27 protein-coding genes are annotated in these 23,281 nt (G+C 41.0%); 15 read left to right on the top strand and 12 right to left on the bottom strand.

The annotated features are described in order from the left end of the window. Nucleotides 1–114: 114 nt before the first annotated feature. Nucleotides 115–369, bottom strand: coding sequence for a DUF1871 family protein (locus tag GJU41_RS12420; protein WP_070875886.1), 255 nt, complete (start codon nt 367–369; stop codon nt 115–117). A gap of 237 nt (nt 370–606) precedes the next feature. Between GJU41_RS12420 and GJU41_RS12415 the strand changes: the two genes are divergently transcribed. The 3 genes from GJU41_RS12415 (at nt 607) to GJU41_RS12405 (ending at nt 3,660) form a co-directional block, all read left to right on the top strand. After that, nucleotides 607–1,773 (top strand): MalY/PatB family protein, encoded by a 1,167-nt coding sequence (locus tag GJU41_RS12415; RefSeq protein ID WP_070875887.1) that lies wholly within the window; start codon nt 607–609, stop codon nt 1,771–1,773. Nucleotides 1,774–1,949: 176 nt separating this feature from the next. Then, nucleotides 1,950–3,245 (top strand): ATP-binding protein, encoded by a 1,296-nt coding sequence (locus GJU41_RS12410; protein ID WP_224771416.1) that lies wholly within the window; start codon nt 1,950–1,952, stop codon nt 3,243–3,245. A gap of 49 nt (nt 3,246–3,294) precedes the next feature. Then, nucleotides 3,295–3,660: a hypothetical protein gene (locus tag GJU41_RS12405; RefSeq protein WP_154318739.1), complete on the top strand. Its 366-nt coding sequence runs from the start codon at nt 3,295–3,297 to the stop codon at nt 3,658–3,660. Between the two features lie 35 nt (nt 3,661–3,695). On the opposite strand, the gene GJU41_RS12400 is transcribed toward GJU41_RS12405, so the two are convergent. Then, nucleotides 3,696–4,268, bottom strand: a complete 573-nt coding sequence (locus GJU41_RS12400) for a superoxide dismutase family protein (protein WP_070875884.1) — start codon at nt 4,266–4,268, stop codon at nt 3,696–3,698. A 104-nt stretch (nt 4,269–4,372) separates the two neighbouring features. Further along, entirely contained in the window at nt 4,373–4,585 is a 213-nt protein-coding gene (locus GJU41_RS12395) for a hypothetical protein (protein WP_375142574.1), read from the bottom strand. Nucleotides 4,586–4,936: 351 nt separating this feature from the next. On the opposite strand from GJU41_RS12395, the gene kapB reads away from it, so the two are divergent. Further along, nucleotides 4,937–5,320, top strand: coding sequence for a kinase-associated lipoprotein KapB (gene kapB, locus GJU41_RS12390; protein WP_070876108.1), 384 nt, complete (start codon nt 4,937–4,939; stop codon nt 5,318–5,320). A gap of 79 nt (nt 5,321–5,399) precedes the next feature. On the opposite strand, the gene kapD is transcribed toward kapB, so the two are convergent. Continuing rightward, a complete protein-coding gene (gene kapD / locus GJU41_RS12385; RefSeq protein WP_070876107.1) occupies nt 5,400–6,023 on the bottom strand; it encodes a 3'-5' exonuclease KapD in 624 nt (207 codons plus the stop codon). Between the two features lie 450 nt (nt 6,024–6,473). On the opposite strand from kapD, the gene GJU41_RS12380 reads away from it, so the two are divergent. The 3 genes from GJU41_RS12380 (at nt 6,474) to GJU41_RS12370 (ending at nt 10,091) form a co-directional block, all read left to right on the top strand. After that, nucleotides 6,474–7,652: an MFS transporter gene (locus GJU41_RS12380; protein ID WP_154318738.1), complete on the top strand. Its 1,179-nt coding sequence runs from the start codon at nt 6,474–6,476 to the stop codon at nt 7,650–7,652. 110 nt (nt 7,653–7,762) lie between these two features. Next, nucleotides 7,763–9,634, top strand: a complete 1,872-nt coding sequence (locus GJU41_RS12375) for a transglycosylase domain-containing protein (RefSeq protein ID WP_139149095.1) — start codon at nt 7,763–7,765, stop codon at nt 9,632–9,634. Between the two features lie 58 nt (nt 9,635–9,692). Beyond that, nucleotides 9,693–10,091: a thiol-disulfide oxidoreductase DCC family protein gene (locus tag GJU41_RS12370; protein ID WP_070876121.1), complete on the top strand. Its 399-nt coding sequence runs from the start codon at nt 9,693–9,695 to the stop codon at nt 10,089–10,091. 33 nt (nt 10,092–10,124) lie between these two features. On the opposite strand, the gene GJU41_RS12365 is transcribed toward GJU41_RS12370, so the two are convergent. Together GJU41_RS12365 and GJU41_RS12360 are read right to left on the bottom strand one after the other, a co-directional pair. Beyond that, nucleotides 10,125–10,682 (bottom strand): DUF5366 family protein, encoded by a 558-nt coding sequence (locus GJU41_RS12365; protein WP_070876106.1) that lies wholly within the window; start codon nt 10,680–10,682, stop codon nt 10,125–10,127. A 114-nt stretch (nt 10,683–10,796) separates the two neighbouring features. Further along, entirely contained in the window at nt 10,797–11,030 is a 234-nt protein-coding gene (locus tag GJU41_RS12360) for a hypothetical protein (RefSeq protein WP_070876105.1), read from the bottom strand. 227 nt (nt 11,031–11,257) lie between these two features. On the opposite strand from GJU41_RS12360, the gene GJU41_RS12355 reads away from it, so the two are divergent. Genes GJU41_RS12355 through GJU41_RS12320 form a run of 8 tightly spaced genes read left to right on the top strand, consistent with a single transcriptional unit; the run spans nt 11,258 to nt 17,701 of the window. Next, nucleotides 11,258–13,648 (top strand): Na+/H+ antiporter subunit A, encoded by a 2,391-nt coding sequence (locus tag GJU41_RS12355; RefSeq protein ID WP_070876104.1) that lies wholly within the window; start codon nt 11,258–11,260, stop codon nt 13,646–13,648. Next, the gene (locus GJU41_RS12350) at nt 13,645–14,082 is read left to right on the top strand and encodes a Na(+)/H(+) antiporter subunit B (RefSeq protein WP_070876103.1); all 438 of its coding nucleotides are present in this window, start codon (nt 13,645–13,647) and stop codon (nt 14,080–14,082) included. The genes GJU41_RS12355 and GJU41_RS12350 overlap by 4 nt, the downstream gene beginning before the upstream one ends. Beyond that, nucleotides 14,082–14,423: a Na(+)/H(+) antiporter subunit C gene (locus tag GJU41_RS12345; RefSeq protein ID WP_070876102.1), complete on the top strand. Its 342-nt coding sequence runs from the start codon at nt 14,082–14,084 to the stop codon at nt 14,421–14,423. The genes GJU41_RS12350 and GJU41_RS12345 overlap by 1 nt, the downstream gene beginning before the upstream one ends. Continuing rightward, complete coding sequence (locus GJU41_RS12340) at nt 14,416–15,897, top strand: Na+/H+ antiporter subunit D (RefSeq protein WP_070876101.1); 1,482 nt, start codon at nt 14,416–14,418, stop codon at nt 15,895–15,897. The genes GJU41_RS12345 and GJU41_RS12340 overlap by 8 nt, the downstream gene beginning before the upstream one ends. A 5-nt stretch (nt 15,898–15,902) precedes the next feature. Continuing rightward, a complete protein-coding gene (locus GJU41_RS12335; protein WP_070876100.1) occupies nt 15,903–16,379 on the top strand; it encodes a Na+/H+ antiporter subunit E in 477 nt (158 codons plus the stop codon). Beyond that, nucleotides 16,379–16,663 carry a Na(+)/H(+) antiporter subunit F1 gene (locus GJU41_RS12330; RefSeq protein ID WP_070876099.1) on the top strand — a complete coding sequence of 95 codons (285 nt, stop codon included), beginning with the start codon at nt 16,379–16,381 and terminating at the stop codon, nt 16,661–16,663. The genes GJU41_RS12335 and GJU41_RS12330 overlap by 1 nt, the downstream gene beginning before the upstream one ends. Then, nucleotides 16,647–17,006, top strand: a complete 360-nt coding sequence (gene mnhG / locus GJU41_RS12325) for a monovalent cation/H(+) antiporter subunit G (RefSeq protein WP_070876098.1) — start codon at nt 16,647–16,649, stop codon at nt 17,004–17,006. The genes GJU41_RS12330 and mnhG overlap by 17 nt, the downstream gene beginning before the upstream one ends. 38 nt (nt 17,007–17,044) lie before the next feature. Continuing rightward, a complete protein-coding gene (locus GJU41_RS12320) occupies nt 17,045–17,701 on the top strand; it encodes a DNA alkylation repair protein (RefSeq protein WP_070876097.1) in 657 nt (218 codons plus the stop codon). Nucleotides 17,702–18,050: 349 nt separating this feature from the next. Here GJU41_RS12320 and GJU41_RS12315 read toward each other — a convergent pair whose 3' ends face one another. The 6 genes from GJU41_RS12315 to GJU41_RS25000 form a co-directional block, all read right to left on the bottom strand. Beyond that, a complete protein-coding gene (locus tag GJU41_RS12315; RefSeq protein ID WP_070876096.1) occupies nt 18,051–18,611 on the bottom strand; it encodes a GNAT family N-acetyltransferase in 561 nt (186 codons plus the stop codon). A 57-nt stretch (nt 18,612–18,668) separates the two neighbouring features. After that, nucleotides 18,669–19,058: a hotdog fold thioesterase gene (locus GJU41_RS12310; RefSeq protein WP_070876095.1), complete on the bottom strand. Its 390-nt coding sequence runs from the start codon at nt 19,056–19,058 to the stop codon at nt 18,669–18,671. After that, complete coding sequence (locus tag GJU41_RS12305; protein WP_224771273.1) at nt 19,058–20,155, bottom strand: PQQ-dependent sugar dehydrogenase; 1,098 nt, start codon at nt 20,153–20,155, stop codon at nt 19,058–19,060. The genes GJU41_RS12310 and GJU41_RS12305 overlap by 1 nt, the downstream gene beginning before the upstream one ends. Before the next feature lie 267 nt (nt 20,156–20,422). Next, nucleotides 20,423–21,109, bottom strand: coding sequence for an SIMPL domain-containing protein (locus GJU41_RS12300; RefSeq protein WP_083328173.1), 687 nt, complete (start codon nt 21,107–21,109; stop codon nt 20,423–20,425). Between the two features lie 87 nt (nt 21,110–21,196). Further along, a complete protein-coding gene (locus GJU41_RS12295; protein ID WP_154318737.1) occupies nt 21,197–21,838 on the bottom strand; it encodes a response regulator transcription factor in 642 nt (213 codons plus the stop codon). 80 nt (nt 21,839–21,918) lie between these two features. Beyond that, a complete protein-coding gene (locus GJU41_RS25000) occupies nt 21,919–23,151 on the bottom strand; it encodes a sensor histidine kinase (protein ID WP_224771404.1) in 1,233 nt (410 codons plus the stop codon). Nucleotides 23,152–23,281 lie beyond the last annotated feature (130 nt).

The raw sequence follows: 23,281 nt of genomic DNA, 5'->3' as shown, positions 1-23,281 counted from the left end.
TGCCTTTGCTGGATGATCCGTTCTGGCCGAGGGGCTAGGAGGTGTAGCTAGACATCGAAGCGCAAAATTATACTTTCTTATCTTTAAACAAAAAATGCAGCTGAGAACGGCCGATTACCGTTCACAAGCTGCATTATTTTTTATAAGAAGCAATTCTATGGCTATTTTTTCACATTCTTTTAATGGAATGATTTCTTCAAAAGAGAATTCATATATAGCCTGAATTTTTCTGGACAAAGGGGACGGCTTTTCTGAAACGTGAACAGCCTGCAAAACATCGAATACTTCTGTTTCATAAGCTTCCGCACCGTAATGAAGCGGATCCCACTTATATAAAATTTCGAGCATCTGCTCATTAGCCTCTTTCATTTCCACTTGAGATCACCTATCCATTTCATTTGCATAGCTATTTTATCATAGATATGATAAAAGAAAAGCGGAACCGCCCGTTTAGCTCAGGCATGACAGATAAGGATCAGCCAGTGAAGGCGCTTTTTGCCAATGCTTGCTGAGCCGTTCTGGCCGAGGAGTTGGGCGGTGGAGCTGGACAAACGAAAAGCGGAACCAACCGTTATTACATACAACCAGCAAAGAAGGAGTGTTAAAATGAATCATTTTGATCAGACAACAGACAGATTCAATACTCAATCCGTTAAGTGGGATTACACGGAGGAAATTTTCGGCATTAAGGATGTTCTGCCTATGTGGGTGGCGGATATGGATTTTAAAGCCCCAAAAGAAGTAATTGCGGCTCTCGCAGAGCGGGCATCCCATGGTATTTTCGGATATACATCTGCAGGGTTCGGTGCCAAAAAAGCCGTGCAGAATTGGATGGAAAAACGCCACAGCTGGAATATCACGCAAGAATCGATTGTTTTCAGTTCAGGTGTTGTGACCGCTTTAAGCATGGCCATTCAGTCTCTGACAGATCCCGGAGACAGTGTCCTCATTCAGTCTCCTGTTTATCATCCTTTTTTTGACATGACTGAAAAAAATAACCGGACTATCATTAATAATCAATTAAAGCTTGTGCAGGGAAACTATGAGATTGATTTTGCAGATCTTGAAGAAAAGCTATCTGATCCTGCAGTTAAACTTATGCTCCTGTGCAATCCCCACAACCCTGGGGGCAGAGTCTGGTCCTCGGATGAATTGAAAAAGCTTGGCGAGTTATGCGCGGCTCATCATGTTATCGTTGTTTCAGATGAAATCCATTCGGATTTAATGCTGTTTGGACATAAGCACGTGCCATTTGCCTCCATTTCAAAGGAGCTGGCCGACCTTTCCATTACATGCATGGCTCCAAGCAAAACATTTAATCTTGCAGGTCTGCAATCATCTGCAATTATTATTCCAAACAAGGATCTTCGCACGAAATATGAGGATTATCAAAAGAGACAGGGTTTTTTCACTCTGAATACATTCGGAATTACAGGAATGGAAGCTGCTTATACTTATGGCGCTCCTTGGCTTGAAGAGTTAACAGCGTACTTGGAAGGCAACGTCAATACGGTCACTTCCTTTATTTCAGAAAAACTGCCAGAGTTAAAGGTGATTCAGCCGGATTCCACCTATCTTGTTTGGATTGACTGCAGAAGCCTCTCAAAAACAGACGCGGAATTGAAGGGATTATTGCTTGAAAAAGGGAGACTTGCCCTTGAAGAAGGCACAAAATACGGCCCTGGCGGTGAAGGCTTTGTCCGCATGAATATTGGCTGTCCCCGTTCAGTTGTTCTTGATGGGTTAACACGCCTTGAAAAAGCATTTTCTTAAAGCAGCAAAAGCCATAACTGGGATTATGGCTTTTTTTAACCTGCGATCCGGTTTAATTAAGCGTGTCATTTCGGCAGCACATCCCCTGGGTATAAATTGAAATATGTTGAAGTATATTGAATTTTTTAATGGTATAATGTATTCAGAATATTGTAAAGGTTGCGAATCCATTGATCATGACAATTGAATCGATTAAAGAATTAATTCTGCATATGACATTCATTCTTTTTCCTGTATTTATATATCAAACCGCATGGCTCAGCAGGCCTTTTAAATCGCCCCCCAGCCGAAACAAAACACTTATTTATTTGCTTTGTGCACCTTCTGCTATTCTTTGCATGACCTATCCGCTTCATGTTATTGACGATTTAAGCTTTGATCTGCATTCTATTCCCATCGTGATCAGCATTTTATATGGAGGGCCGCTGTCCGGCGCTCTGGTTATTCTCACTGTATTTGCCTACCGATTTTATACAGGCGGATATTGGCTGATGCTGAGTCTGCTTACCATCCCTTTTTATATTATTCTTCCTTACTATCTGCAAAAAAAATGGTTTTTCTATAATAAACAGCGCAAAATGATGTTCATTCTGCTGACAGCAACTATTAAAACCGCAGTCACTTATTCTGCATTATATGTAACTGGAACTCTTGGTCTGACTCCTATGATTTTCTCCGGAAGCAATATGGTTATTTTATCACTGGGCTGGCTTTTCCTCCTATTTGCTTTTTTTCTCGCACAATACGCCATTGAATACATTCGTGAAAACGCCATGATGCGTTATCAGATCATCAAAAACGAAAAACTCTCTATCATAAGCGAGCTTGCTGCCAGTGTTGCTCATGAAGTCAGAAATCCATTAACGGTAGTAAGGGGTTTCATTCAATTGATGGGTCAGGAACTGCAGGAGAACGAACATAAAAATAAGGATTATTTCGAATTAGTATTATCAGAGCTTGATCGGGCTCAGGATATTATTACCGATTATTTAAATTTAGCGAAACAGCAATATTTTGAAAAAGAGAACGTTTCTTTATCCTCTTTGCTGATTGAAGTCGATCAATTAATGCGTTCCTATGCCAACTACAAAACGGTCTCAATCGAAACAAAAATCAATTCCGATTTAGTCGTTTATGGAGATAATCCGAGATTAAAGCAAGTGTTTATCAATCTATTAAAAAATGCAATTGAAGCTGTCCCTGATTTAGAAGGACAAGTTTTCATAAGAGCCTATTCTTCCCATGAATACATCAGAATCAAAATTTCTGATAATGGAAGCGGAATGAAGGCAGAACAGCTTGAACGATTAGGGGAACCTTACTTTACCTTGAAGGAAAAAGGAACCGGTCTTGGGTTAACTGTCACCTTCTCCATCATTCATCACCACGGGGGAACGATTCGATATCAGAGCTCCATTGGCGAAGGGACAACTGTCACTGTATCTCTGCCCATTCAGTCAGGTGCTGAATAATTCGAATGTTTCTTTCATTTTTATAATAAACTGACCATAGAGACAAGAAGTGAACAGACGAAAAGAACATGAGGAGGGGTTTTTTCTGAAGAACCGATTCATGCTGATTTTTCTGCTTACCTTATGCTTACTGACCGCAGCCTTTTTTATCCCGCAGAAAATGGGGAACGGCGCACAAGCGATACCAAATGAAGAAATGCAGCAAGAAGCTTCCCTTGCGATTGACACGATTCTATCCCTTCACTTTAATTCCTTTCAGCGTGCTCTTTCCCTGAACGAGCAAGTGCTGAGCATCAAAGAACAAAAAGGCTCTGATCAGAAATGCTATGAAACGACTGTACAGTTTTATACATTTTTCGGACTGCCTTTCTCAAAAGTAAAAGCAGACTGTAATCAAATCGCTGAAATAAAGTAAAAACGGCCGAATGAGGCCGTTTTCACCGTTTAGGATTATTTTTTTTCTTCAGCTGGTTTTACTTCCTTCTTATCAGAACGTTTTCCTTCTTTTTCTGTAATTTCACCGCAAGCGATGCGTGCTCCTGAATCTCCAGATGGCTGAGTCATCCCGTCATCCTTCAGTTCAGTAATAATCAGCGTTGTTCCCTCTTTCATTAACAAAGAGTTTTTCGCATCTTTTTTTAGCGTTACAGCCGGTGCAACAATTTCTGCCTCAACCAGTCCATCTTCATCTGCAATCAAATTCTGCAGATCACCTGCATGTGATCCTTCTGGATGCAGCAGACCGTGCTGCTTTTCATCAGGATTGAAATGATTGCCTGCACTTTTAAATTCAGGCGCCTCGCATTTTGCATTTTCATGTATATGAAAACCATGCTCTCCAGGCGGAAGACCCTCTAAAACCAATTCCATCTTTATGCCTTTTGTCTGTTCGGAAAGTTTCACCGTCCCAAGTGAATCACCGCTTGCATTAAACATTTCTACATCTACTTTTGTCGGTGCCTCTTCCATGCACCCGCTTAAGAATGAAAGGAATAAGACTGCCGGAACGATACGTTTTTTCATTGTTCCCTCCAGAAATATGTACTTCTTACCATTTTCGGCATTCGGTCGGTATTTTATTCTGGAAAATAAAAATACCAACCCCGAGTATGGAATTGGCTTTTATCTTACAATTTATTTTTATGAGCGGCTTTAAGGTTTTGTTCAAACTCCTCCGCTTTCAATTCTTCTTTTTTTGAGATTTTTTTAATGAGCATGAACGCTGCTACAGCAGCAACGAAAAAGATGAACATGGTAATTCCAGCTGGAAGGTACTCAGACTTATCTTCAGGAAAATAGAGAAACAGACCAAATATGAAAGCGTTTAACAAAACGATCACTCCTTACCTTTATCCACTTAACTATAACAAGTTTTAACCATAAGCTCCACTCCTGTCACAAAAAGTTCGCATTGCTTATAGAAAAGCGGAACCGACTGGTCAGACTCGGGCAGACAGATAAGGATCCGGCAGAAAAGGCGCTTTTTGCCTTTACTGACGGATCCGTTCTGGCCGAGGGGCTAGGAGGTGGAGCTGGACAATGTGTAATGCCGAAATACCGTTTTGCGCAGGCAGACAGATAAGGATAGCGAGTGAAGGCGCTTTTTGCCAATACATAAATACATTATAATTAAAATAAATCTCAAAAATAAAAATGGGGATTTGCACCAAATAAAAACAGGGGGCATAAAAATGAGAGAAGAACTTTTTATAGGGGAAATCGTGACAGGCATCTATAAAACAGGAAAATATATCGGAGAAATCACGAATATTCGGCCGGAGCATTATTTAGTAAAAGTGAAAGCCGTCATTAAACATCCGCTTCAAGGAGACTTGCACATGCCTAAGGAATCCGAGGTTCCGCTCTTTCATGAACGAAGAGCACTTGCAGAGAAGGAGCAAACCAATATTCCTAAGAGCATGGTCCGTAAATATGAAGGCATCATCCCAGCTTATCAGGAATCACTGAGAAAAGCAGTTGCCGAACTTGAGAATGATTTAGCAGAAGATTCTAGACCATGGGCTAAAATGTCACTCGAGAAAATCCAGGTGTTAAAAGCAGATTACTTTAAGTAATCGACTCTTTTGTAAAACATTGCTGCTAAAAGCACAGCCAAATAATAATAAGCCAAATCACGTGTAAGGTGATTTGGCTCTATGTTGCAAATTTGTTCATGACTTTTGAAAAATCAATTCGGTCGCCGATTGTCGTCGGCGTTGGTTTTTGAAGATATCGTTTATCATTTTCGACAAGGTTATAAATATTGCAGGTGGTCAGTGCATCGTCTAATGCGCAATGATGCCTGCCTGTTCCCTTTTTTCCATACTCTTCAACCGCTTTCCATAAACCTGTCTGATTTCTGTCCCCAAAAAACTTCTTGTATTCCATTGATAAATCTCTGAACTTGCCGCTGAAAGGGAAATCAACGTTGTTCTTCTGGCAATTTTGCCTGAGTACCTTCATGTCCATATTTCCCCATGTAACGACGGTAGTCTTCGGATAATCTCCAAACTCCTTCAAGATCGTGATCAATTCCTGAAAGGAAATACCTGAGTTAACCTGTGCCTGAGAAATGTGCAGAAATGATTTGCAGCGATTTGATAAAAAGGGAAACTGAACTGGCCTTACATAAGAGGAAAATTGTTTGTGTGCGGTATGATTGATGACGGAGACGATTCCTACTTCGATTATTTCCGGATAAAATCCGCGCGGGTTAGCTTTTCCTTCTGGCATGGTGAATTCAAAATCAATAAAAATTAATTGATGGTGATCTGCCATACGAGCCCTCCTTTCAACTCATTTTATACATCAAAAAAGAAATTTCCTTTTTATTACTATTATATCACCAAACTGGAAAATATAGCTTTATTTTTCTAAAAATAATGAATATTGCTCAGTTATTATTTCTAAAAACGAAAGGATTGATTTATAATATTAAGGGACACGAAATAAAGTGAAACTTCACTCAGTGGAGTTTTTGCTTTTACACTGAGTGTTAGTTGACGGCCCACAGGATGTGGGTCACACAGTCGTTGCCACAGGACGGGGCGGTCTTAGACTGTGTTCCGATTTTCGGGCTTTTACGGGCAGTTGTCCTCTGATTCTCATCGTAGAATTGTGCATCTTCCTTTTTGAGGACTTACTGCCCGTTAATCTGCGATATATTGCTGGGGTTTTATACTAAAGAAGGTGTTTTTTATCTCAATTCAGAAAAGAAATTTTTTAATCATGTGGGCAGCTAACTTTTTTGTTGCGGCAAGTGCGACCATGATTATGCCGTTTTTGTCTTTATACTTAAGCACATTTGGTGATTTTTCTGATGACTATGTGCGCAAATGGGCCGGCTACGTATTTGGCATCTCTTTTTTAATGGCTTTTCTTGTCTCTCCTCTTTGGGGAAGATTTGGAGATAAGTATGGCTATAAAAAGATTTTGCTCATTACAGGTTCCGGCATTGCTACAAGCATTCTTTTAATGGGGTTCGTAAATTCCGTTCATGAGTTATTTTTGCTGCGGCTTGTGATGGGTGCTGTTACTGGATTTATTCCGACTTCTCTTGCTTTAATTTCAGCTCAGACTAAAAAGGAAGTTGCAGGACGAACACTTGGCACCCTTCAGATGGGGACGGTATCAGGTGGATTATTCGGACCGCTTATTGGAGGCCTTCTCGCTGACGAGTTTGGTTTTACCTACACCTTTTTCATAACAGCAGGCGTTATTTACATATCAGTCCTTCTTGTTGCTTTTGGCATTAAAGAAGCACCGCTAAGAGGAAAAGAGGAAAAAAAGAAATCATACACAAGGAAACAAGTCCTTCAGCATATTTTTAAATCACCTCTGCTCTTAACGATTATGTTCTTAACCCTGCTTGTTCAAATCGGCAACTTCAGTATTCAGCCACTGCTGGCTCTTTATGTGAGCGAACTTCACGGTCCGGTCAATCTGGCCTTTTTCTCTGGACTTGCTTTTTCTGCAACTGGTGCAGGCAATTTACTGGCATCAAGGAGATGGGGAGCTCTTGGCGACCGGATTGGACATGAAAAAGTGCTGATTGGACTTTTGATTGCCTCTGTCTTCTGCTTTATTCCGCAGGCGCTCGTTCAGACTTTATGGCAGCTGATGATTTTTCGTTTTCTGTTTGGCATGGCGATTGGCGGAATCATCCCTTGCATTACCGCATTTATCCGCCAGACAGCACCTGTTGCTATGCAGGGAGAGGTCCTTGGCTACAATGTCAGCTTTAAGTTTCTGGGGAATGTCGTTGGTCCTGTTCTTGGCGGAATCATAGCAGGAAGCTTCGGAATCTCTGCCGTTTTTTATGTAACAGCCGGATTATTTCTATGCAGTGCGATTCTATTATGGAAAAGCCTGCGCAGTGAACAAAAAGCTCTTGCAAAAGCGAGCTGAAGAAACGCTCTCCAAACTGGAGGGCGTTTTTTGCTGCGCCTACAGGAAATATCTTCTATCTCATCCCATCTGATGGTACTATAAAGTGTACACAATAACCTAAAAAGCGAGTGACAGCATTGCGTTCAATAATTGGCTGGATAAGCCTGATCATCATGGTCCCCGTACTTATTTATTTATTTTTAATTTCCGGGGAGGAAGTAAAAAATGTGAAAGCTGTATCAACGGTTTTAAACGAAAAGCTCCCTTTAAAAGAATTTCCTCTAACACAAAATAGTTTTATCGTTGATCAAAACGGCGCCCTCGTTTCTGAAATCATCACAAATCAGGAAAACCGGACCTATGTGCCTTTTGATAAAATCCCTGAAGCTGTAAAAACCATTTTCATTGTTTCAGAGGATCAGAAATTCTATGAACATATTGGATTTGATCCTGCCGGAATGGCAAGAGCGGTCCTGATTAATGCCAAAAGCCAATCGATCGAACAGGGCGGAAGCACAATTACCCAGCAGCTTGCCCGCAATGTCTTTTTATCTCACGAGAAAACCTATAATCGGAAGCTTAGCGAGCTTCTGTACTCTTATCACATAGAGAGAACTTTTTCAAAAGAAGAAATTCTTGAAGGATATTTAAACGCAGTCTATTTTCATAACGGAGTTTACGGGGTTCAAATGGCGAGCAATTATTACTTCAGCAAGCCAATCGACAAGCTGACGCTGGCACAAATTGCATTCATCAGTGCCATTCCGAATAATCCGGCCTTATATGATCCAATCAAGCATTTTAATCATACAAAGAAAAGGCAGCTTCTGCTGCTTAAAAATCTTTTAGACGGTAAATATATAACTGGGGAACAATATAACTCTGCTTCAGCAGAAAAAATCAGATTAAATCTGCAGCATCGGACTGACCGCTATCCTGACTACGTCACCTATGTCCATGATGAACTAAAACGCCTTATTGCTGAAAATGAAGGCTTCACAAAAAGAGCAGCGGATGCGGGCAAGGAAGAAAAAGCTGAAATTGAAGAAGAGCTGAATAATAGAGTTCATGAAGTTGTAAAAAAAGGCGTGATCATCCATACAGCTCTTGATCCAACCATGCAGGCAAACGTGGCCGATGCTTTTAAAAATAACCTGAGCGATTCCTCTGTTCAAGGAGCGAGTGTGGTTATTGATCATCATGCTCATCAAATAAAAGCCTTATTCGGAGGCAAAGATTATCAAAAATTCAATTTCAACCGGGCTTATCAGGCATACCGGCAGCCGGGTTCAGCGATAAAGCCATTGCTCGATTATGTTCCATATATAGATGTGAAAAATGCTTCTGCATCATCCATGATAAGTGCAAAACCTTTTTGTAAAAAAGACTATTGCCCCAAAAACTATGATGAGAAAACATATGGAAATATGACGCTTGAAACAGCTTTTAAAAAATCGTACAACACACCTGCAGTCAGAATGCTTGATGAAGTTGGCATTGAAAAAGGATATTCTTATTTAACGCCGTTCGGTTTCCAGGCTGTAACGGAAACTGATTACGTGCTGCCATCAGCAATCGGCGGCTTCACAAACGGGTTTTCACCTCTAGAGCTTACACAAGCCTATTCGGCTTTTGCAAATGACGGAGTTTTCCATAAAAGTCATGCCATTGTCCAAATAACAGATTTGCAAGGAAACTCTTTATATCATTGGAACGAAGAACCTTTAAGAGTATGGAAAAGCACAACCAACAAAGAAATGAGGAAGCTTTTATCGGCTGCCACATCAAGCGGGACAGGAACAAAAGCTAAGCATTCTGCTCTCTATTTAGGCGGCAAAACAGGAACAACCAATGACTATAAAGATTTATGGTTTGTTGGTTTAACCGACCGCTATACAGCCGGCGTGTGGATTGGGAAAGACAAATCAGGCAGCATAGAGAAATTATCCAAATCCGCTCCACAGCAGCTCATCTGGCGTGATATCACAAAATATCGATAGTTTTAGATTGTTTATTCGTGGAATAGAAAAGATAAAGCATGTAATTGAGGGTGAAATCATGAAAAACAGAAAAATTCTATTGTTTGATGGTGTGTGCAATTTTTGTGACGTGACTGTGCAATTTGTCTTAAAACATGATAAAAGAGCTGTTTTTAAGTTTGCCTCTCTTCAGTCTGATGCGGGACAGCAAATTCTTGCTAAAAACAGCCTCCCCTTGACAGACTTTGATAGCTTCGTTTACGTCGATGGGGATAAGGTTTACTTCAAATCTACTGCAGCTTTACACGTATTAAAGGAGCTCGGCGGATTATTCAGACTTTCTTTTCTATTAATAGTCATCCCCCGGCCAATCAGGGATTATATTTATAGCATTCTTGCCAAAAATAGATACAAATGGTTTGGAAAGAAGGATTCGTGCACACTCCCTACTCCTGAAACAAGAGAAAGATTTTTATAAGAAAAGCCCCTCGGGATTAGCCGAGGGGCTTTTCTATACGGGCAAACTCGCCATCAAACTGTTGTACAATCTCATGCATATATAAAGAATGCCGAACAAAAAAATGGACCAGAACAGCACATGAAATAAAACAAGTCCTATTAAAGAAAAAGATGTTAAGAAAAAGCTGAACTGATAAACCGCAAAAATGAAATAACACAGCGTGGCGAGCAGAAAGACAGCGAAAATGCCAATTCCATATTGGACGAGCAGCAGAGAAAGTGCAGCTGCTAGTAAATAGAACGCCGACCCAAGTCTGATTTTCTTCAGGCTCTCACCGTTCACATCCTTTGAAAAAAAGAGCAGAGATAGCTCTGTCACTGTATCTGCAATAAGCTTTAATGCTGAAAAAATCATAAAATAAATAAGAGCAAAAACAATAAATAAAGATAATTTGATGCCATTCTCCGAAAAGAACTCAAGCATTCCCCCGTAAATTCCGAGCCTTTTAAGCACTTTTAATACCATCATGACTGTCGAGATAGAAAAAGAAGTGCTGAACAGCAAAATGGAGATCAGCGGAAAGTAGCTGGTGAAATAAGTATTTTTCATTCCATGAATCTCCTAATCTGACAGAATACTCATTCATTATGCCTCACAGCTAAAAGGGTTACAAGAATTTTTTTCCACATATAAAACAGAACGTCCCAAGGCTGACGTTCTGTTTTACTTATTCACATTCACAATCCGAATGTATTCTCTCGGCTTAAATTTCTCAAGCATCCTTTTTTCCTCATTAGACAAATAAAACGGCTCTTCTGTTTCAGAGATTTCCGCTTTGCTTCCACTCAAGGAATCAGGATCAATGTAGGTTCGTTTTGTCTTTTCATTTGCAGCCCATGCACTCGTGAACATGGCTGTAAAAATAAAGGAAGCAGTGATGATCTTCTTTTTATTCATATGGATCACCTCATCCCTAGCATGCTCATTCAAAAACGGAAATATACAAGCCTGAAGTGAAAAAAATCCGTTATTTTTTGGCTGATTTTCGTTTCTTTCTTCTTATTTAATAGAACAGATAAAGGTGGTCAATAATAGGTGTGTAAGGAATGCATGAACGAAATTTTTACGTTATAATCAATTTAGGGTCTTATGACCGTGAAATTTCATCATAAGGAGGATCAAAAATGACGTTATTACATGCGGCTATCATCTCACCATTTCTACTGGCCATTCTGATACCTTTCCTTTATAAATATTTCAGAAGCATACATACTGGTTGGTTTGTGCTCGTTTTGCCGATTGTATTGTTCGTTTATTTTCTTGGATTTATGGGCGAAACCGTTCAATCAACTGTAAATTGGATTCCATCGCTTGGCATTAACTTTACAGCCTATGTGGACGGGCTTGGGCTGCTGTTTGCTTTGCTGATTACAGGTATTGGATCGCTCGTCGTATTGTATTCCATTTATTATCTCTCAAAAGAAAAAGAAAAATTAAATCACTTTTATGTTTATCTGCTGATGTTTATGGGAGCTATGCTTGGCGTTGTGCTTTCGGATAATGTCATTGTTCTCTACACGTTCTGGGAATTTACCAGTCTTTCATCTTTCTTATTGATCGGCTACTGGTACCACAGAGAAAAATCAAGATACGGTGCATTAAAGTCGATGATGATTACCGTGTTTGGCGGACTTTCAATGCTCGGGGGTTTTGTCCTCCTCTATTTGATGACAGGAACATTCAGCATCCGCGAAATGATTGAGGCTGTTCCTGGCATTATGAACGATCAGCTGTTTATCCCTGCTCTTGTTCTTGTTCTGCTTGGGGCGTTTACAAAATCAGCCCAATTTCCGTTTTACATCTGGCTTCCGGATGCGATGGAAGCACCAACGCCAGTCAGCGCGTACCTGCACTCAGCAACAATGGTCAAAGCAGGGATTTATCTTGTCGCAAGATTCAGTCCTGTATTTGCTATGACGGCTGAATGGTTTTGGCTTGTCAGCATTTTCGGACTCATTACGCTGTTCTGGGGATCATTAAATGCTGTGAAGCAGACTGATTTAAAAGCGATTCTCGCTTTCTCAACGGTGAGTCAGCTTGGGTTAATCATGTCATTGCTCGGAGTCGGGGCAGCCGCTCTTCATTACAATTCACTTGATGATAATTTTTATACCATTGCAACTGTTGCAGCTATTTTCCATTTAATCAATCATGCAACATTTAAAGGCAGTCTTTTCATGGTAGCGGGAATCGTTGATCACGAAACCGGCACACGCGATATCCGCAAGCTCGGCGGTTTGATGAGCTTTATGCCGATTACGTTCACAATCGCTGTTATTGGCGCTTTCTCTATGGCCGGCCTGCCGCCTTTCAACGGATTTTTAAGTAAAGAAATGTTTTTTACCGGTATGATCAACGTAACAAAAATGGATATTTTCAGCATGGAAACATGGGGCTTATTATTCCCTGTTCTCGCCTGGATCGCCAGTATTTTTACGTTCTTATACAGTATGGTCCTTGTATTTAAAACTTTTACAGGCCCTGTTCAATTGGAGAAGCTTGAAAAGAAGCCGCATGAAGCACCGCTTGGCATGCTGATTTCTCCTATTATTCTAGGTTCACTTGTTGTGATTTTTGGATTTTTCCCGAATCTGCTGTCTTACACATTAATTGAGCCTGCCGTAGAATCGATCATGCCTTCGCTGCTTTCTGAAGGCGAAAAATTTGAAGTCCATATCACCTTCTGGCATGGCTTCACACCTGAATTAATGATGACAATCGGGGTTATCGCACTTGGTGTAATCGGATATTTGACTCTTGGAAAATGGAGAAAGATGTACGATTTGTTCCCGAAAAAACTTGCACTCAATAAATTCTATGATGCTTCTTTAAGCGGCATGGAGCGCTATTCAAGCACATTTACGCGCTTTTACATGACAGGGTTTATTAGAGATTATCTGGCCTATATTTTTGTTTTCCTGATTGTAATTACAGGAGGAACAATGGTCATAAAAGGCGGATTTTCATTCAGTCTGGATGGTACCGCGGAAATTGGCATTTATGAAGCCGTCCTTGCTTTTTCCATGATTGTCGGTACGGTCACGATTTTATTTTCCAAATCCAGATTGACAGCGATTATTGCACTCGGATCAGTGGGCTACAGTTTAGCTTTATTCTTTGTCCTGTTCCGTGCACCAGACCTGGCCCTAACCCAGCTTGTGATTGAAACGGTATCGGTTGCGCTGTTTTTGTTATGCTTCTACTTCCTGCCTTCTTTCAAGAAAAGAGAAAAGAAGCTCAGTTTCCGATTAGTGAATTTCTTTATTTCACTGGGAGTGGGACTTGTTGTCACATTGGTTGCTATTTCCGCCAACAGCAATCGCGTCGGCGAAACGATTTCGTCTTTCTTTATTGAAAACAGTTATACAGAAGCCGGCGGTAAAAATATGGTCAACGTTATCTTAGTAGATTTCCGCGGATTTGATACTTTATTTGAGATTACCGTTCTTGGCATTGCTGCACTTGGTATTTACGGCATGGTCAAACTGCGGATGGCAAAGGGGGAGGAAGGATGAAAAAGACACATATCAAAACAAACGACGTGATCCTGCAGACGATAACTAAAGTTGTGTTCTTCATTATCATCATTTTCTCAATTTATCTCTTTTTCGCCGGACACTACACACCTGGCGGCGGATTTGTCGGAGGATTAATGACTTCCTCTGCAATTGTGCTGCTTCTGCTCGCTTATGATGTAAAAACAGTCATCAATATTTTGCCTGTCAATTACATTAATCTGGCTGCAGCGGGTCTGCTGATCGCCGTTTTAACAGGAGTCGGGTCTTTCTTTTTCGGCGTTCCGTTTTTATCCCATACATTCGGACATGTTGATCTGCCGATTCTTGGGGATACGGAGCTTGCAACAGCAGTCTTGTTCGATCTCGGGGTTTATCTTGTTGTAATCGGTGTAACCCTGACCATTATTCAGACGATTGGAGAGACAGAATAATGGAAATTTTAATGGCAATCGTTGTTGGTATATTGTTTATGGCTGCAACTTATTTAATGCTATCTAAAAGCTTGCTTCGCATTATTATCGGTACAGGTTTGCTGAGCCATGGCGCCCATCTTTTGATCCTTACTATGGGCGGATTGAAAAAAGGCGCAGCACCGCTTCTTGGCGAAGAAGCTTCATCATATGTCGATCCTCTGCCACAGGCTTTGATTTTAACGGCAATTGTTATCAGCTTTGGTGTTACATCCTTCTTGCTTGTTTTAGCTTACAGAGCGTATCAGGAACTTGGAAGTGATGATATGGATCAGTTAAGGGGAAATGATCATAATGAATAATATCGTGATGCTGCCTCTCATTGTTCCATTATTGGCAGGTATTCTTTTAATCTTTTTCAATAAATATATAACCGTTCAAAAGTGGATGAGCGTCATTGCCTCAGTTGCTGCAGTTATCATATCTTTTCTGCTCGTTCAGGATGTCAGAGCAAATGGCATCCTCACGGTGGAAATCGGAAGCTGGGCGCCTCCATACGGAATTGTCTTCGTTGCAGATATGTTTTCCAGTCTGCTCGTGCTGACAACTTGCATCATTGGACTGACTTCTATTTTGTTTGCTTTCCGTTCAATCGGGGCTGAACGGGAGCGTTTTTACTTTTACCCTGCCGTTCAGTTCCTGATTGTCGGCGTAACAGGCGCTTTTTTAACAGGCGACATTTTTAACCTGTTTGTCTTTTTTGAAGTGATGCTTATGAGCTCGTATGTGCTGATTGTTCTTGGCGGAACAAAGCCGCAGCTGCGGGAATCTATTAAATATATTATCGTGAACATTTTGTCTTCTGCTTTATTCGTCATCACCGTTGCCTACTTATATGCAGTGACCGGAACCTTGAATATGGCAGATTTGAGTCAGAAGATCAGTGAAAGCGGCCAAACAGGCATTTTGACTGTTATCGCGATTTTATTTTTAGTCGTTTTCGGCATGAAGGGAGCTATCTTTCCGCTTTACTTCTGGATGCCGGGATCTTATCAGGCGCCGCCGGCTGTTGTAACAGCTCTATTCGGAGCTCTATTGACAAAGGTTGGCGTGTACTCAATTACACGGGTGTATACGCTCATCTTCATTCATGATACGGGCTATACACATCAGATTTTAGCCTGGCTCTCTGTTCTGACCATTTTGTTCGGAGTGATTGGGGCAGTTGCCTATTGGGATGTAGAGAAGATTGTGATCTATAATATTATCGTCGCAGTCGGCGTCATTTTATTTGGAGTTGCCGTCTTTAATTCACCTGGCATTGAAGGAGCTATTTACTATTTAATTCATGACATGATCATAAAAGGTGCCCTCTTTATGCTTGCCGGTGCCATGATTGTGATTACTGGAACAAGCGACTTGCGGAAAATGGGCGGGCTGCTGAAAAATCATCCTCTGCTTGCATGGATGTTCTTTATCGCCGCCATCGCTCTTGCTGGAATTCCTCCATTAAGCGGTTTTGTCGGGAAGCTTAAGATTATTCAGGGCGGATTTGAAGCAGGGGAATATGTTTTTGCTTTATTTGTACTGCTGTCAAGCTTGCTTGTTCTATACTCCATCATGAAAATTTTCATCAATGGTTTCTGGGGTGAAGTCAAGCTTGAGAAAGAACAGGAGAAAGGCTCAACAAAAGGTCTTCTCTTTCCAATTGCTGTCCTGATTGCTCTGTCGATTGCTTTTGGGGTTGGAACGGAAGCAGCTGCACCGTATATCACTCAAGCTGCTGAAACGCTGCTTGATCCATCAATCTATATTCAAGCCGTGCTGAAGGAGTAGATGATATGGCCTTTCAAATATTACTTAATTTCTCTATTGCGTTTACATGGATGTTTCTAAAGGGAGAATACTCCGTCCAGGACTTTTTTAACGGCTATTTTTTCGGATTGCTGATGATCTTTGTGCTTCGCCGTTTTTTCAATCACCGGTTCTATTTATGGAATGTTTTTGCCGTTTTAAAACTCTTTTATATCTTTAATCGCGAGCTGATTATGTCTAATTTAGCCGTTTTAAAGGTCGTGCTTGCGCCTAAAATTACAACTCGTCCCGGAATCTTCAAGCTTGAAACAGAGCTGAAAAAAGATTGGGAAATTACGATTCTTGCAAATCTGATCACCCTTACACCCGGGACACTTGTTGTCGAAATATCAGACGATAACCGCTACTTGTATATTCATGCGATGGACTTAGCTGACGCTGAAGAAGCCAGAAAAGATATAAAAAACACGTTTGAAAAAGCAATTCAGGAGGTGAGCCGCTAATGTTTGATTTAGTATTAAGAATCTCCCTTCTAATCATCGCCATTTCAACAGTTTTATACTTGTACAGGCTGATCAAAGGGCCTTCGATTCCTGACCGGGTCATCGCGCTTGATGCCATCGGAATTAACCTGATCGGTATTACGGCCATCATTTCAGTTATGCTGCGCACCAATGCTTTTCTCGAAGTCATTCTGCTGCTTGGAATCCTGACATTCATTGGAACAGTTGCCTTTGCAAAGTTCCTTGAGAAGGGAGAGATTATTGAAAATGATCGTAATCGCTAATATCATTATCGGGTATTTCATCCTCCAGGGTGCTTTGCTGAGCCTTATAGCAGCCTATGGGGTTGTCCGTCTTCCTGATGCCTATACGCGCAATCATGCCGCATCCAAAAGCGCAACGCTTGGCGTCATCAGCATACTGCTTGGTGTATTCTTCTATTTCTGGCTGATTGAAGGCCATTTAAATGCACGAATTATACTGGGTATTGTGTTTGTCTTTATGACAGCACCGGTTGCCGGACACCTCATTATGAGGGCTGCATACAACACGAAAGTGCCGCTGTGGGAAAAAAGTGTTCAGGATGAATTAAAATCAGATCGAAAAAAAGAAGGTGTAAAAGGATGAGAACTGTCTCATCCTTTTTTTAAAGGAGCAGAAGCAAAATGAGCTATGCAATTAAGCTGAAAGACGTTTTTTCACAGCACGCAGATCAAGAAAAATCCATGGCGATGGAGAAGTATATGCGCCATCAATTTCGCTTTTTCGGCATAAAATCACCTGACAGAAAAGAAATAACCAAGCAATTTCTTAAACAGCACGGACGGCCTGATCACTTGAGTGACACTGTTTTGGAACTTTGGACGTTTGAAGAGAGAGAACTTTTATATGCGGCAATTGATCTTCTTCTGCTTGAAAAAAAGAAACTTGTGCCATCAGATATAGAATGGATAAAGCATCTGATTATAACACACTCCTGGTGGGATACGGTCGATCTGATTGCCTCAAACGTGATCGGCCAGCTTGCAACGAAGCATCCCGAATTGCGGGGAACGTATATTGACCAGTGGGCAGATTCGGACAATCTCTGGCTGCAAAGAACGGCCATCCTGCATCAGCTAAAATATAAGCAAAAAACAGATGAAGCATGGCTCTACCCTGTTCTCATAAAGCACTCAGCATCCAAAGAATTTTTCATTCAAAAGGCTATCGGGTGGGCATTGCGGGAATACTCAAAAACAAACCCGGAATCTGTCCGGGCGTTTATTGAAAGCAAAGAGTTGTCTTCGTTAAGCAGGCGCGAGGGAAGCAAGTATCTTTAATAATCTAGTTTTTTCAAAATCAGGAACTTTGGGAGTGTTGATTCCGCCAAACAGCTCTTTTCCTTCATATTTGGAATCATAGCTTGCCTTTGTTTCCAAAAAACAGGGCTTTTCCTTCATATTTGGAATCATAGCTTGCCTTTGTTTCCAAAAAACAGGGCTTTTCCTTCATACTTGGAATCATAGCTTGCCTTTATTTCCGCCAAACAGCTCTTTTCCTTTGGATTTGGAATCATAGCGTGATGATGTAGATTCCCTACATAATATAATCATATTTCCGCAAGACCTAAATTAACAACTAAAAAAGGGTGTTTAATTGCTCAGCAATTATGCACCCTTTTTCTTCTAATTACACGCTGTGCTCTTTCATGTATTCCTCTTTTAAAACAGAACACACAGCTGCATCACAGAATACCCCTTTTTCATAGGCAGCCTGTCTTAAGACTCCTTCAAATATAAATCCTGCTTTTTCGAGGCACAGTTTTGAAGCCGTATTGCCCGGATCATAAAAAGCTTCGATGCGATTTAGATTCATTTGGGTAAAACCAAACTTCAAAATGGGTGATAAAACCTCGGTCATCACGCCTTTTCTCCAGTGATACGGATTCACTTCAAAACCTATTTCCGCTTTAAAATGTTCTTTTTCCCAGTTGTGATAGCCGCAGCTGCCTATGATTTTATTTGTTTGTCTATCTGCGATTCCCCATCTGAACCCCTCATTATTATGGAACCTTTCAGCCCAGCGGTTAATTACCTCAACAGCCTGATCTACTTCAGTAAAGCTTTCAAGATCGTAGTACCGTGTGACTTCATCATCTGAAAAATAAGCAAACACCTCACCCGCATCACTTTCTTCCATTTTCCTTAATACAAAACGCTCTGTATAGAGAACCGGAAAACTTGTTTTCATCTGTTATTTTCCCCTTTATATAAAACATGCCCCGATGGTATCAGGGCATGTCAGGAATTATTTTTTCTGCAAAATCGCCATCGTGCATCTGGAAATGCAGATCAGGCTTTCTCTTTCATCAACAATCTTAATCTCCCAGACCATTGTTGTTTTGCCGCGGTGCATCGGGATGGCGTGAGCAGTGACGGTGCCGTCCTGCTTTCCTCTTATGTGATTCGCATTAATCTCCAGACCAACGCACATTTCCGTTTCCTGGTTGATTAAATGAAAGGCCCCTATACTTGCAACTGTTTCTGCAAGAGCTACTGATGCGCCGCCATGAAGAATGCCAAAAGGCTGTCTCGTGCGGTCATCTACAGGCATTGTAGCTACAACGCCATCATTTGTGACGCTTTTTATTTCAATTCCAAGTGAGTTCAGAAGCGTATTTTCAACATTATATTCCATTATAGTTCCTCCTCTATCGCGGGCTTAAGTTTCATCAGCAGCATCTGATCATCATCTTTGCGCGGATTTCCTCTGCCATCACGATTGTTGGTTACCGTATATAAACGATCATCTTCAATTAATACATCGCGCATCCTGCCCCAGCCTTCCAGGTAAGTCTGCACCTCTCCTGTACGAACTTCAAATCGCTTCACTGCATTTCCCGATAAAGTAGCCACATACAGGATTCCTTCCTTATAGGCAATACCGGAAGGGGCCCACGTCTCTTCCCCGGTGTGATAGAGCGGCGCCTCCATGCCTTCCTGCTGCTCGTCCCCTTCAATGACAGGCCATCCATAATTTTTTCCAGGCTGAATCCGGTTAATTTCATCATGTGCAGACTGGCCATGCTCTGTACTGAACAGCGAGCCTTTCTCGTCCCATGCAAGCCCCTGGGGATTACGGTGACCATAAGAGTATACAAACGAACCAGGGAAAGGATTGTCACTCGGCACAGATCCGTCAAGTTCAAGCCTTAGAATTTTTCCCGCAAGAGAATTTTTATCCTGTGCAAGGTCAGGATTCAGAGAATCTCCCGCTGTTGCATAAAGCTTGCCGTCAGGCCCAATTTTGAGGCGCCCGCCATTATGGAACTGTGCACCCGGAATATCTTCTAAAACAGGCTTTACTTCCTCCCATTGGTCTGCATTTTCCTTTAGGATGACAATTCGGTTTTTCACTTCGTTTCCATCTTTATATGTATGGTAGGCGAACGCTTGCCGGCTCTCTTCAAAATCAGGGGCAAGCTGAAATCCAAGAAATCCGCCCTCGCCTTCTAGATGCAGCTTCTTTTTCAATTTCAGTTTTTGAATCACTTTTTTGTCTGAATCATGGTCCCATTTTACAACTTGACCTGTGCGTTCACTCAGATAAAAAACGGCATTATTCTTTGCAATGGACCATGGAACATCCAAGTTCTTTAGAATACTTTCAGAATTCTGCCGCTCAGACTGGCCGATCACTTCCCTGTCTTCCTGACTTTCATTCTGAACAGACTGACATCCGGCTATGACCAAACTGCTGAAAAGAATAACCCATAACCTCTTCAGGTAAATCACCTCTTATTCCCATTTTCTTTAAGTTTAACGAAAAATAAGAAATGATTCACGGATTTATACTTCCGTGATTTATTTTCGAAGGGCGTATACAGCAAAGAAAAAGTAAACCATCATCAACATAAGCACGGGCAATACCGCCATCACGTCCATCATAACCTCCTGTTTAAGAAAGCGCTTTCTAACGCTTGGATCTGTATTTAGATTTCATCTTATCGCAGGTTTGTGATGGGGATATTGAGAGAAATTATAAATTTTGTAAACTTATGCTTACTGATACGTAAACAAAACCGTCAGTTCTGCAATGATTTCTATATTCTTTACAAAGACAGGGGTCTGTCCTGACGATTGCGCACCTAAACTTAATTCTTTAGACAAAGGGAAAAATCCTCTAGATTCTTCTGTTATTTTTACAGGTTTTCGCATCAGATTGAGCTGATAAGAACGGGCAATCGCTTCTGCCTTATCCAGAGCTTGTTTTGCAGCAAGATTCAGAGCTTCATTGATCCATCTCTCTTGATTGGACAAGGAAAATTGTAAAGAATCTGCCCGGTTGGCTCCATTAGAAAAGGCTGTATCATAGATCAAGCCAATGTCATCTAAATTTTGAGTGGTGATGGAAATCGTATTGGTGACTTCATACCCTTTTAAGACTGGATCTGAACCTGCACTATAGTCGTATTGGGGAAAAACGGTGTAGGAAATGGTCTCAATTTGATCTTCTGACATGCCAATTGACTGCAAGGCTTGAATAAGCTGATTGACGCGCCTTTTATTTTCCTGCTGAGCTGCAGCAACATCCTTGTCTATTGTCACCACCGCAAGCTGCAAAACGGCAGTATCCGGTTTTGCTTCCACTCTTCCTGTTCCGCGAACAGAAATCAAATTTTGGGATTTTGTTTCTCTCGCGCGGGTTCTGTAAGCCGGATCAAAAGGCTGCCCATACATTGGAAACATACACAACACTCCTCTCAGAATCTAACACTCTTTTCAATCTATATGCCTGAACGATAAAAAAAAGTGCGCAAGAATGATTCTTGCACACTAATCGATAATTCCTTCTGATTTAGAAATCAGGACAGCTTCTGTTCTTGAGCCGACATTTAATTTATTAAAGATGGAAGTTAAACTATATTCAATTGACCGCTTGCTTAAATGAAGCTTATCGGCAATCTCCTGATTTGTTAAACCTCTTTCAACCTCCTGAAGAATGGCTTTCTCCCGATCATTCAAGGCCTCTGTATCATTTGAAGAGGAGCTGGTTTTCATTTTTTGCTGAAGAATAAGAGACTTTAAATAGGAATACGGCACAACGATGTCTCCCGAGAGAGCATGCCGGATGGAAGAAAGAATCTTTTCCTTTGTCTCTGTTTTGCTGATCGCCCCGTGAATCCCAAGGCGAATAGCCTCTTCATAATAATCCTCAACATCATATCCTGTATACAGGATAATCTTGCAATCCTCAGAATGCTTAATGATTTCAGTGGAAAGCTCCATTCCATTTATATCTCCGAGATTCATGTCCATCAGGACAGCATCGTATTCGTGAAAGCTGATGCGCTTAATAACATCAATTGAATATGGGGGATTTAAGCAGGACACCCTCACATCAGACTCTGTTTCCAAAATCGCTTTTGTTCCCTCACGTACTGCTGGATGATCATCCACTACTAAAATATGTATCATGTAATCAACCTCTCTGACCCGAGCATTTACTCTCTATTTTATAAAAAAGACCTGGCAAATGCCAAGTCTGAACTATTCTTTCAAAGTTCAACAACCACTTTAAATCCATTTCCCTTTGAAGTCTCAATATGAAGGGAGCCATTTAGAGCTTTTACCCTTTCTGTTATCCCTGAAAGACCCATGCTTTGATTATTGGAATACAGTTCGCTTTGATCAAAACCGATGCCGTCATCTTCATAATGAAGAACAATTTTATCCTTAATGCAAACAAGCATAACCAGAACATGAAGTGCATTGGAATGCTTTCCCGCATTAGTTAAGAGCTCCTGAACGATCCGGTATAAATTCAGCTGTGTATCAATATCAATCGCTTTAGTAAAGTTGCCTGTATTTAATCTCACATCAAAAGCTGCAGACTCATTATACTGAGCGGCAAGCTTCTGTAAAGCTTTTACCAGCCCAAGATCATATAACAGCTGCGGGCGAAGCTCCTGGCACGTCTCCCGCGTAGTCTTGATGATATTGGTCATCGAGCTGTTCATGTCCTTCAGCTGATCCCTGAAAACAGTCGGAGCCATTTCAAGCTCAGCCAGGGCAAGCTCGCTTTGCCGCTTTAAAGAAATTAAATCCTGCAAAACAGAATCATGCAAATCCTTAGCCAGATTAGAACGCTGCTTTTCCTCTATAGAAAATAAAACTTTCGTCAGCCAGGCAGGATTGCTCCCTTCACTCTTAATCTTCTCCAGATGATTCATCAGCTCTTCTATCTTAAGGAAGTTCTCAAGAGATATATTCGTATAGAAAGACAGTGTTTTTAACCAGGAGATTTCATCTCGATTTAATCTTGGAGTATTAAGCATAGACAAGCAAACCATGACATAGCTTCGGTCATCTGTCTCGCCTACATTAATCACAAAACCCCGATCCACTTCGACAATTTTACCTATCTCATGGGAAGCCTTCGTAATCTCTTTTTCATATGACAGATAATCTGTACCCTTCATATGAATCTCGACTGAGATGATGTTCCCGTTCTTATCAACTTCCACATAATTCGCCCTGCTGACAAGCAATACATCTGTAATCACCTGTTTCAGTTCATTTATTACATGATCAAGCTTGCTTGCCTTCCGGATGCTTTGTGTATATTTAAAAATACTGTCCTGGTAATTGTATTTTTCGGAAAATCGCTTGAAGCGGAAACGGAAGTCGAGAATTTCCTTAACATAAAAGACTACTAGCATTGTGATGTAGATAAAGATTGATAGTTTTATTGGATAGAATGTCGGGCTATTTTCTTTAATAATTAACATAATACTTACACATACAACTGTAGGTAATACTGCTAGTAAAGCGTAGTATCTGACACGTCCCAAAATAAATTCTATATCATAAATTTTAGTAGCAAGAAATTGATAAACTAATGAAAAGGGTATTAATAGT

The sequence above is a fragment of the Metabacillus idriensis genome, from assembly GCF_009674765.1.
GTDB classification, from domain to species: domain Bacteria; phylum Bacillota; class Bacilli; order Bacillales; family Bacillaceae; genus Bacillus_P; species Bacillus_P idriensis.
This window is presented reverse-complemented; position numbering and strand designations above follow the sequence as displayed.

Bases quoted from the DNA above. Each gene is read 5' to 3' on its own strand.
- GJU41_RS12420 (WP_070875886.1), bottom strand. From the start codon at position 369: ATGAAAGAGGCTAATGAGCAGATGCTCGAAATTTTATATAAGTGGGAT.
- GJU41_RS12320 (WP_070876097.1), top strand. From the start codon at position 17,045: ATGAGCTATGCAATTAAGCTGAAAGACGTTTTTTCACAGCACGCAGAT.
- GJU41_RS12330 (WP_070876099.1), top strand. From the start codon at position 16,379: ATGTTTGATTTAGTATTAAGAATCTCCCTTCTAATCATCGCCATTTCA.
- GJU41_RS25000 (WP_224771404.1), bottom strand. From the start codon at position 23,151: ATGTTAATTATTAAAGAAAATAGCCCGACATTCTATCCAATAAAACTA.
- GJU41_RS12350 (WP_070876103.1), top strand. From the start codon at position 13,645: ATGAAAAAGACACATATCAAAACAAACGACGTGATCCTGCAGACGATA.
- GJU41_RS12400 (WP_070875884.1), bottom strand. From the start codon at position 4,268: ATGAAAAAACGTATCGTTCCGGCAGTCTTATTCCTTTCATTCTTAAGC.
- GJU41_RS12310 (WP_070876095.1), bottom strand. From the start codon at position 19,058: ATGGAATATAATGTTGAAAATACGCTTCTGAACTCACTTGGAATTGAA.
- GJU41_RS12315 (WP_070876096.1), bottom strand. From the start codon at position 18,611: ATGAAAACAAGTTTTCCGGTTCTCTATACAGAGCGTTTTGTATTAAGG.
- GJU41_RS12370 (WP_070876121.1), top strand. From the start codon at position 9,693: ATGAAAAACAGAAAAATTCTATTGTTTGATGGTGTGTGCAATTTTTGT.
- GJU41_RS12335 (WP_070876100.1), top strand. From the start codon at position 15,903: ATGGCCTTTCAAATATTACTTAATTTCTCTATTGCGTTTACATGGATG.
- GJU41_RS12295 (WP_154318737.1), bottom strand. From the start codon at position 21,838: ATGATACATATTTTAGTAGTGGATGATCATCCAGCAGTACGTGAGGGA.
- GJU41_RS12300 (WP_083328173.1), bottom strand. From the start codon at position 21,109: ATGTTTCCAATGTATGGGCAGCCTTTTGATCCGGCTTACAGAACCCGC.
- GJU41_RS12380 (WP_154318738.1), top strand. From the start codon at position 6,474: ATGTGGGCAGCTAACTTTTTTGTTGCGGCAAGTGCGACCATGATTATG.
- GJU41_RS12365 (WP_070876106.1), bottom strand. From the start codon at position 10,682: ATGAAAAATACTTATTTCACCAGCTACTTTCCGCTGATCTCCATTTTG.
- GJU41_RS12360 (WP_070876105.1), bottom strand. From the start codon at position 11,030: ATGAATAAAAAGAAGATCATCACTGCTTCCTTTATTTTTACAGCCATG.
- GJU41_RS12415 (WP_070875887.1), top strand. From the start codon at position 607: ATGAATCATTTTGATCAGACAACAGACAGATTCAATACTCAATCCGTT.
- GJU41_RS12345 (WP_070876102.1), top strand. From the start codon at position 14,082: ATGGAAATTTTAATGGCAATCGTTGTTGGTATATTGTTTATGGCTGCA.
- kapD (WP_070876107.1), bottom strand. From the start codon at position 6,023: ATGGCAGATCACCATCAATTAATTTTTATTGATTTTGAATTCACCATG.
- GJU41_RS12410 (WP_224771416.1), top strand. From the start codon at position 1,950: ATGACAATTGAATCGATTAAAGAATTAATTCTGCATATGACATTCATT.
- kapB (WP_070876108.1), top strand. From the start codon at position 4,937: ATGAGAGAAGAACTTTTTATAGGGGAAATCGTGACAGGCATCTATAAA.
- GJU41_RS12340 (WP_070876101.1), top strand. From the start codon at position 14,416: ATGAATAATATCGTGATGCTGCCTCTCATTGTTCCATTATTGGCAGGT.
- GJU41_RS12355 (WP_070876104.1), top strand. From the start codon at position 11,258: ATGACGTTATTACATGCGGCTATCATCTCACCATTTCTACTGGCCATT.
- mnhG (WP_070876098.1), top strand. From the start codon at position 16,647: ATGATCGTAATCGCTAATATCATTATCGGGTATTTCATCCTCCAGGGT.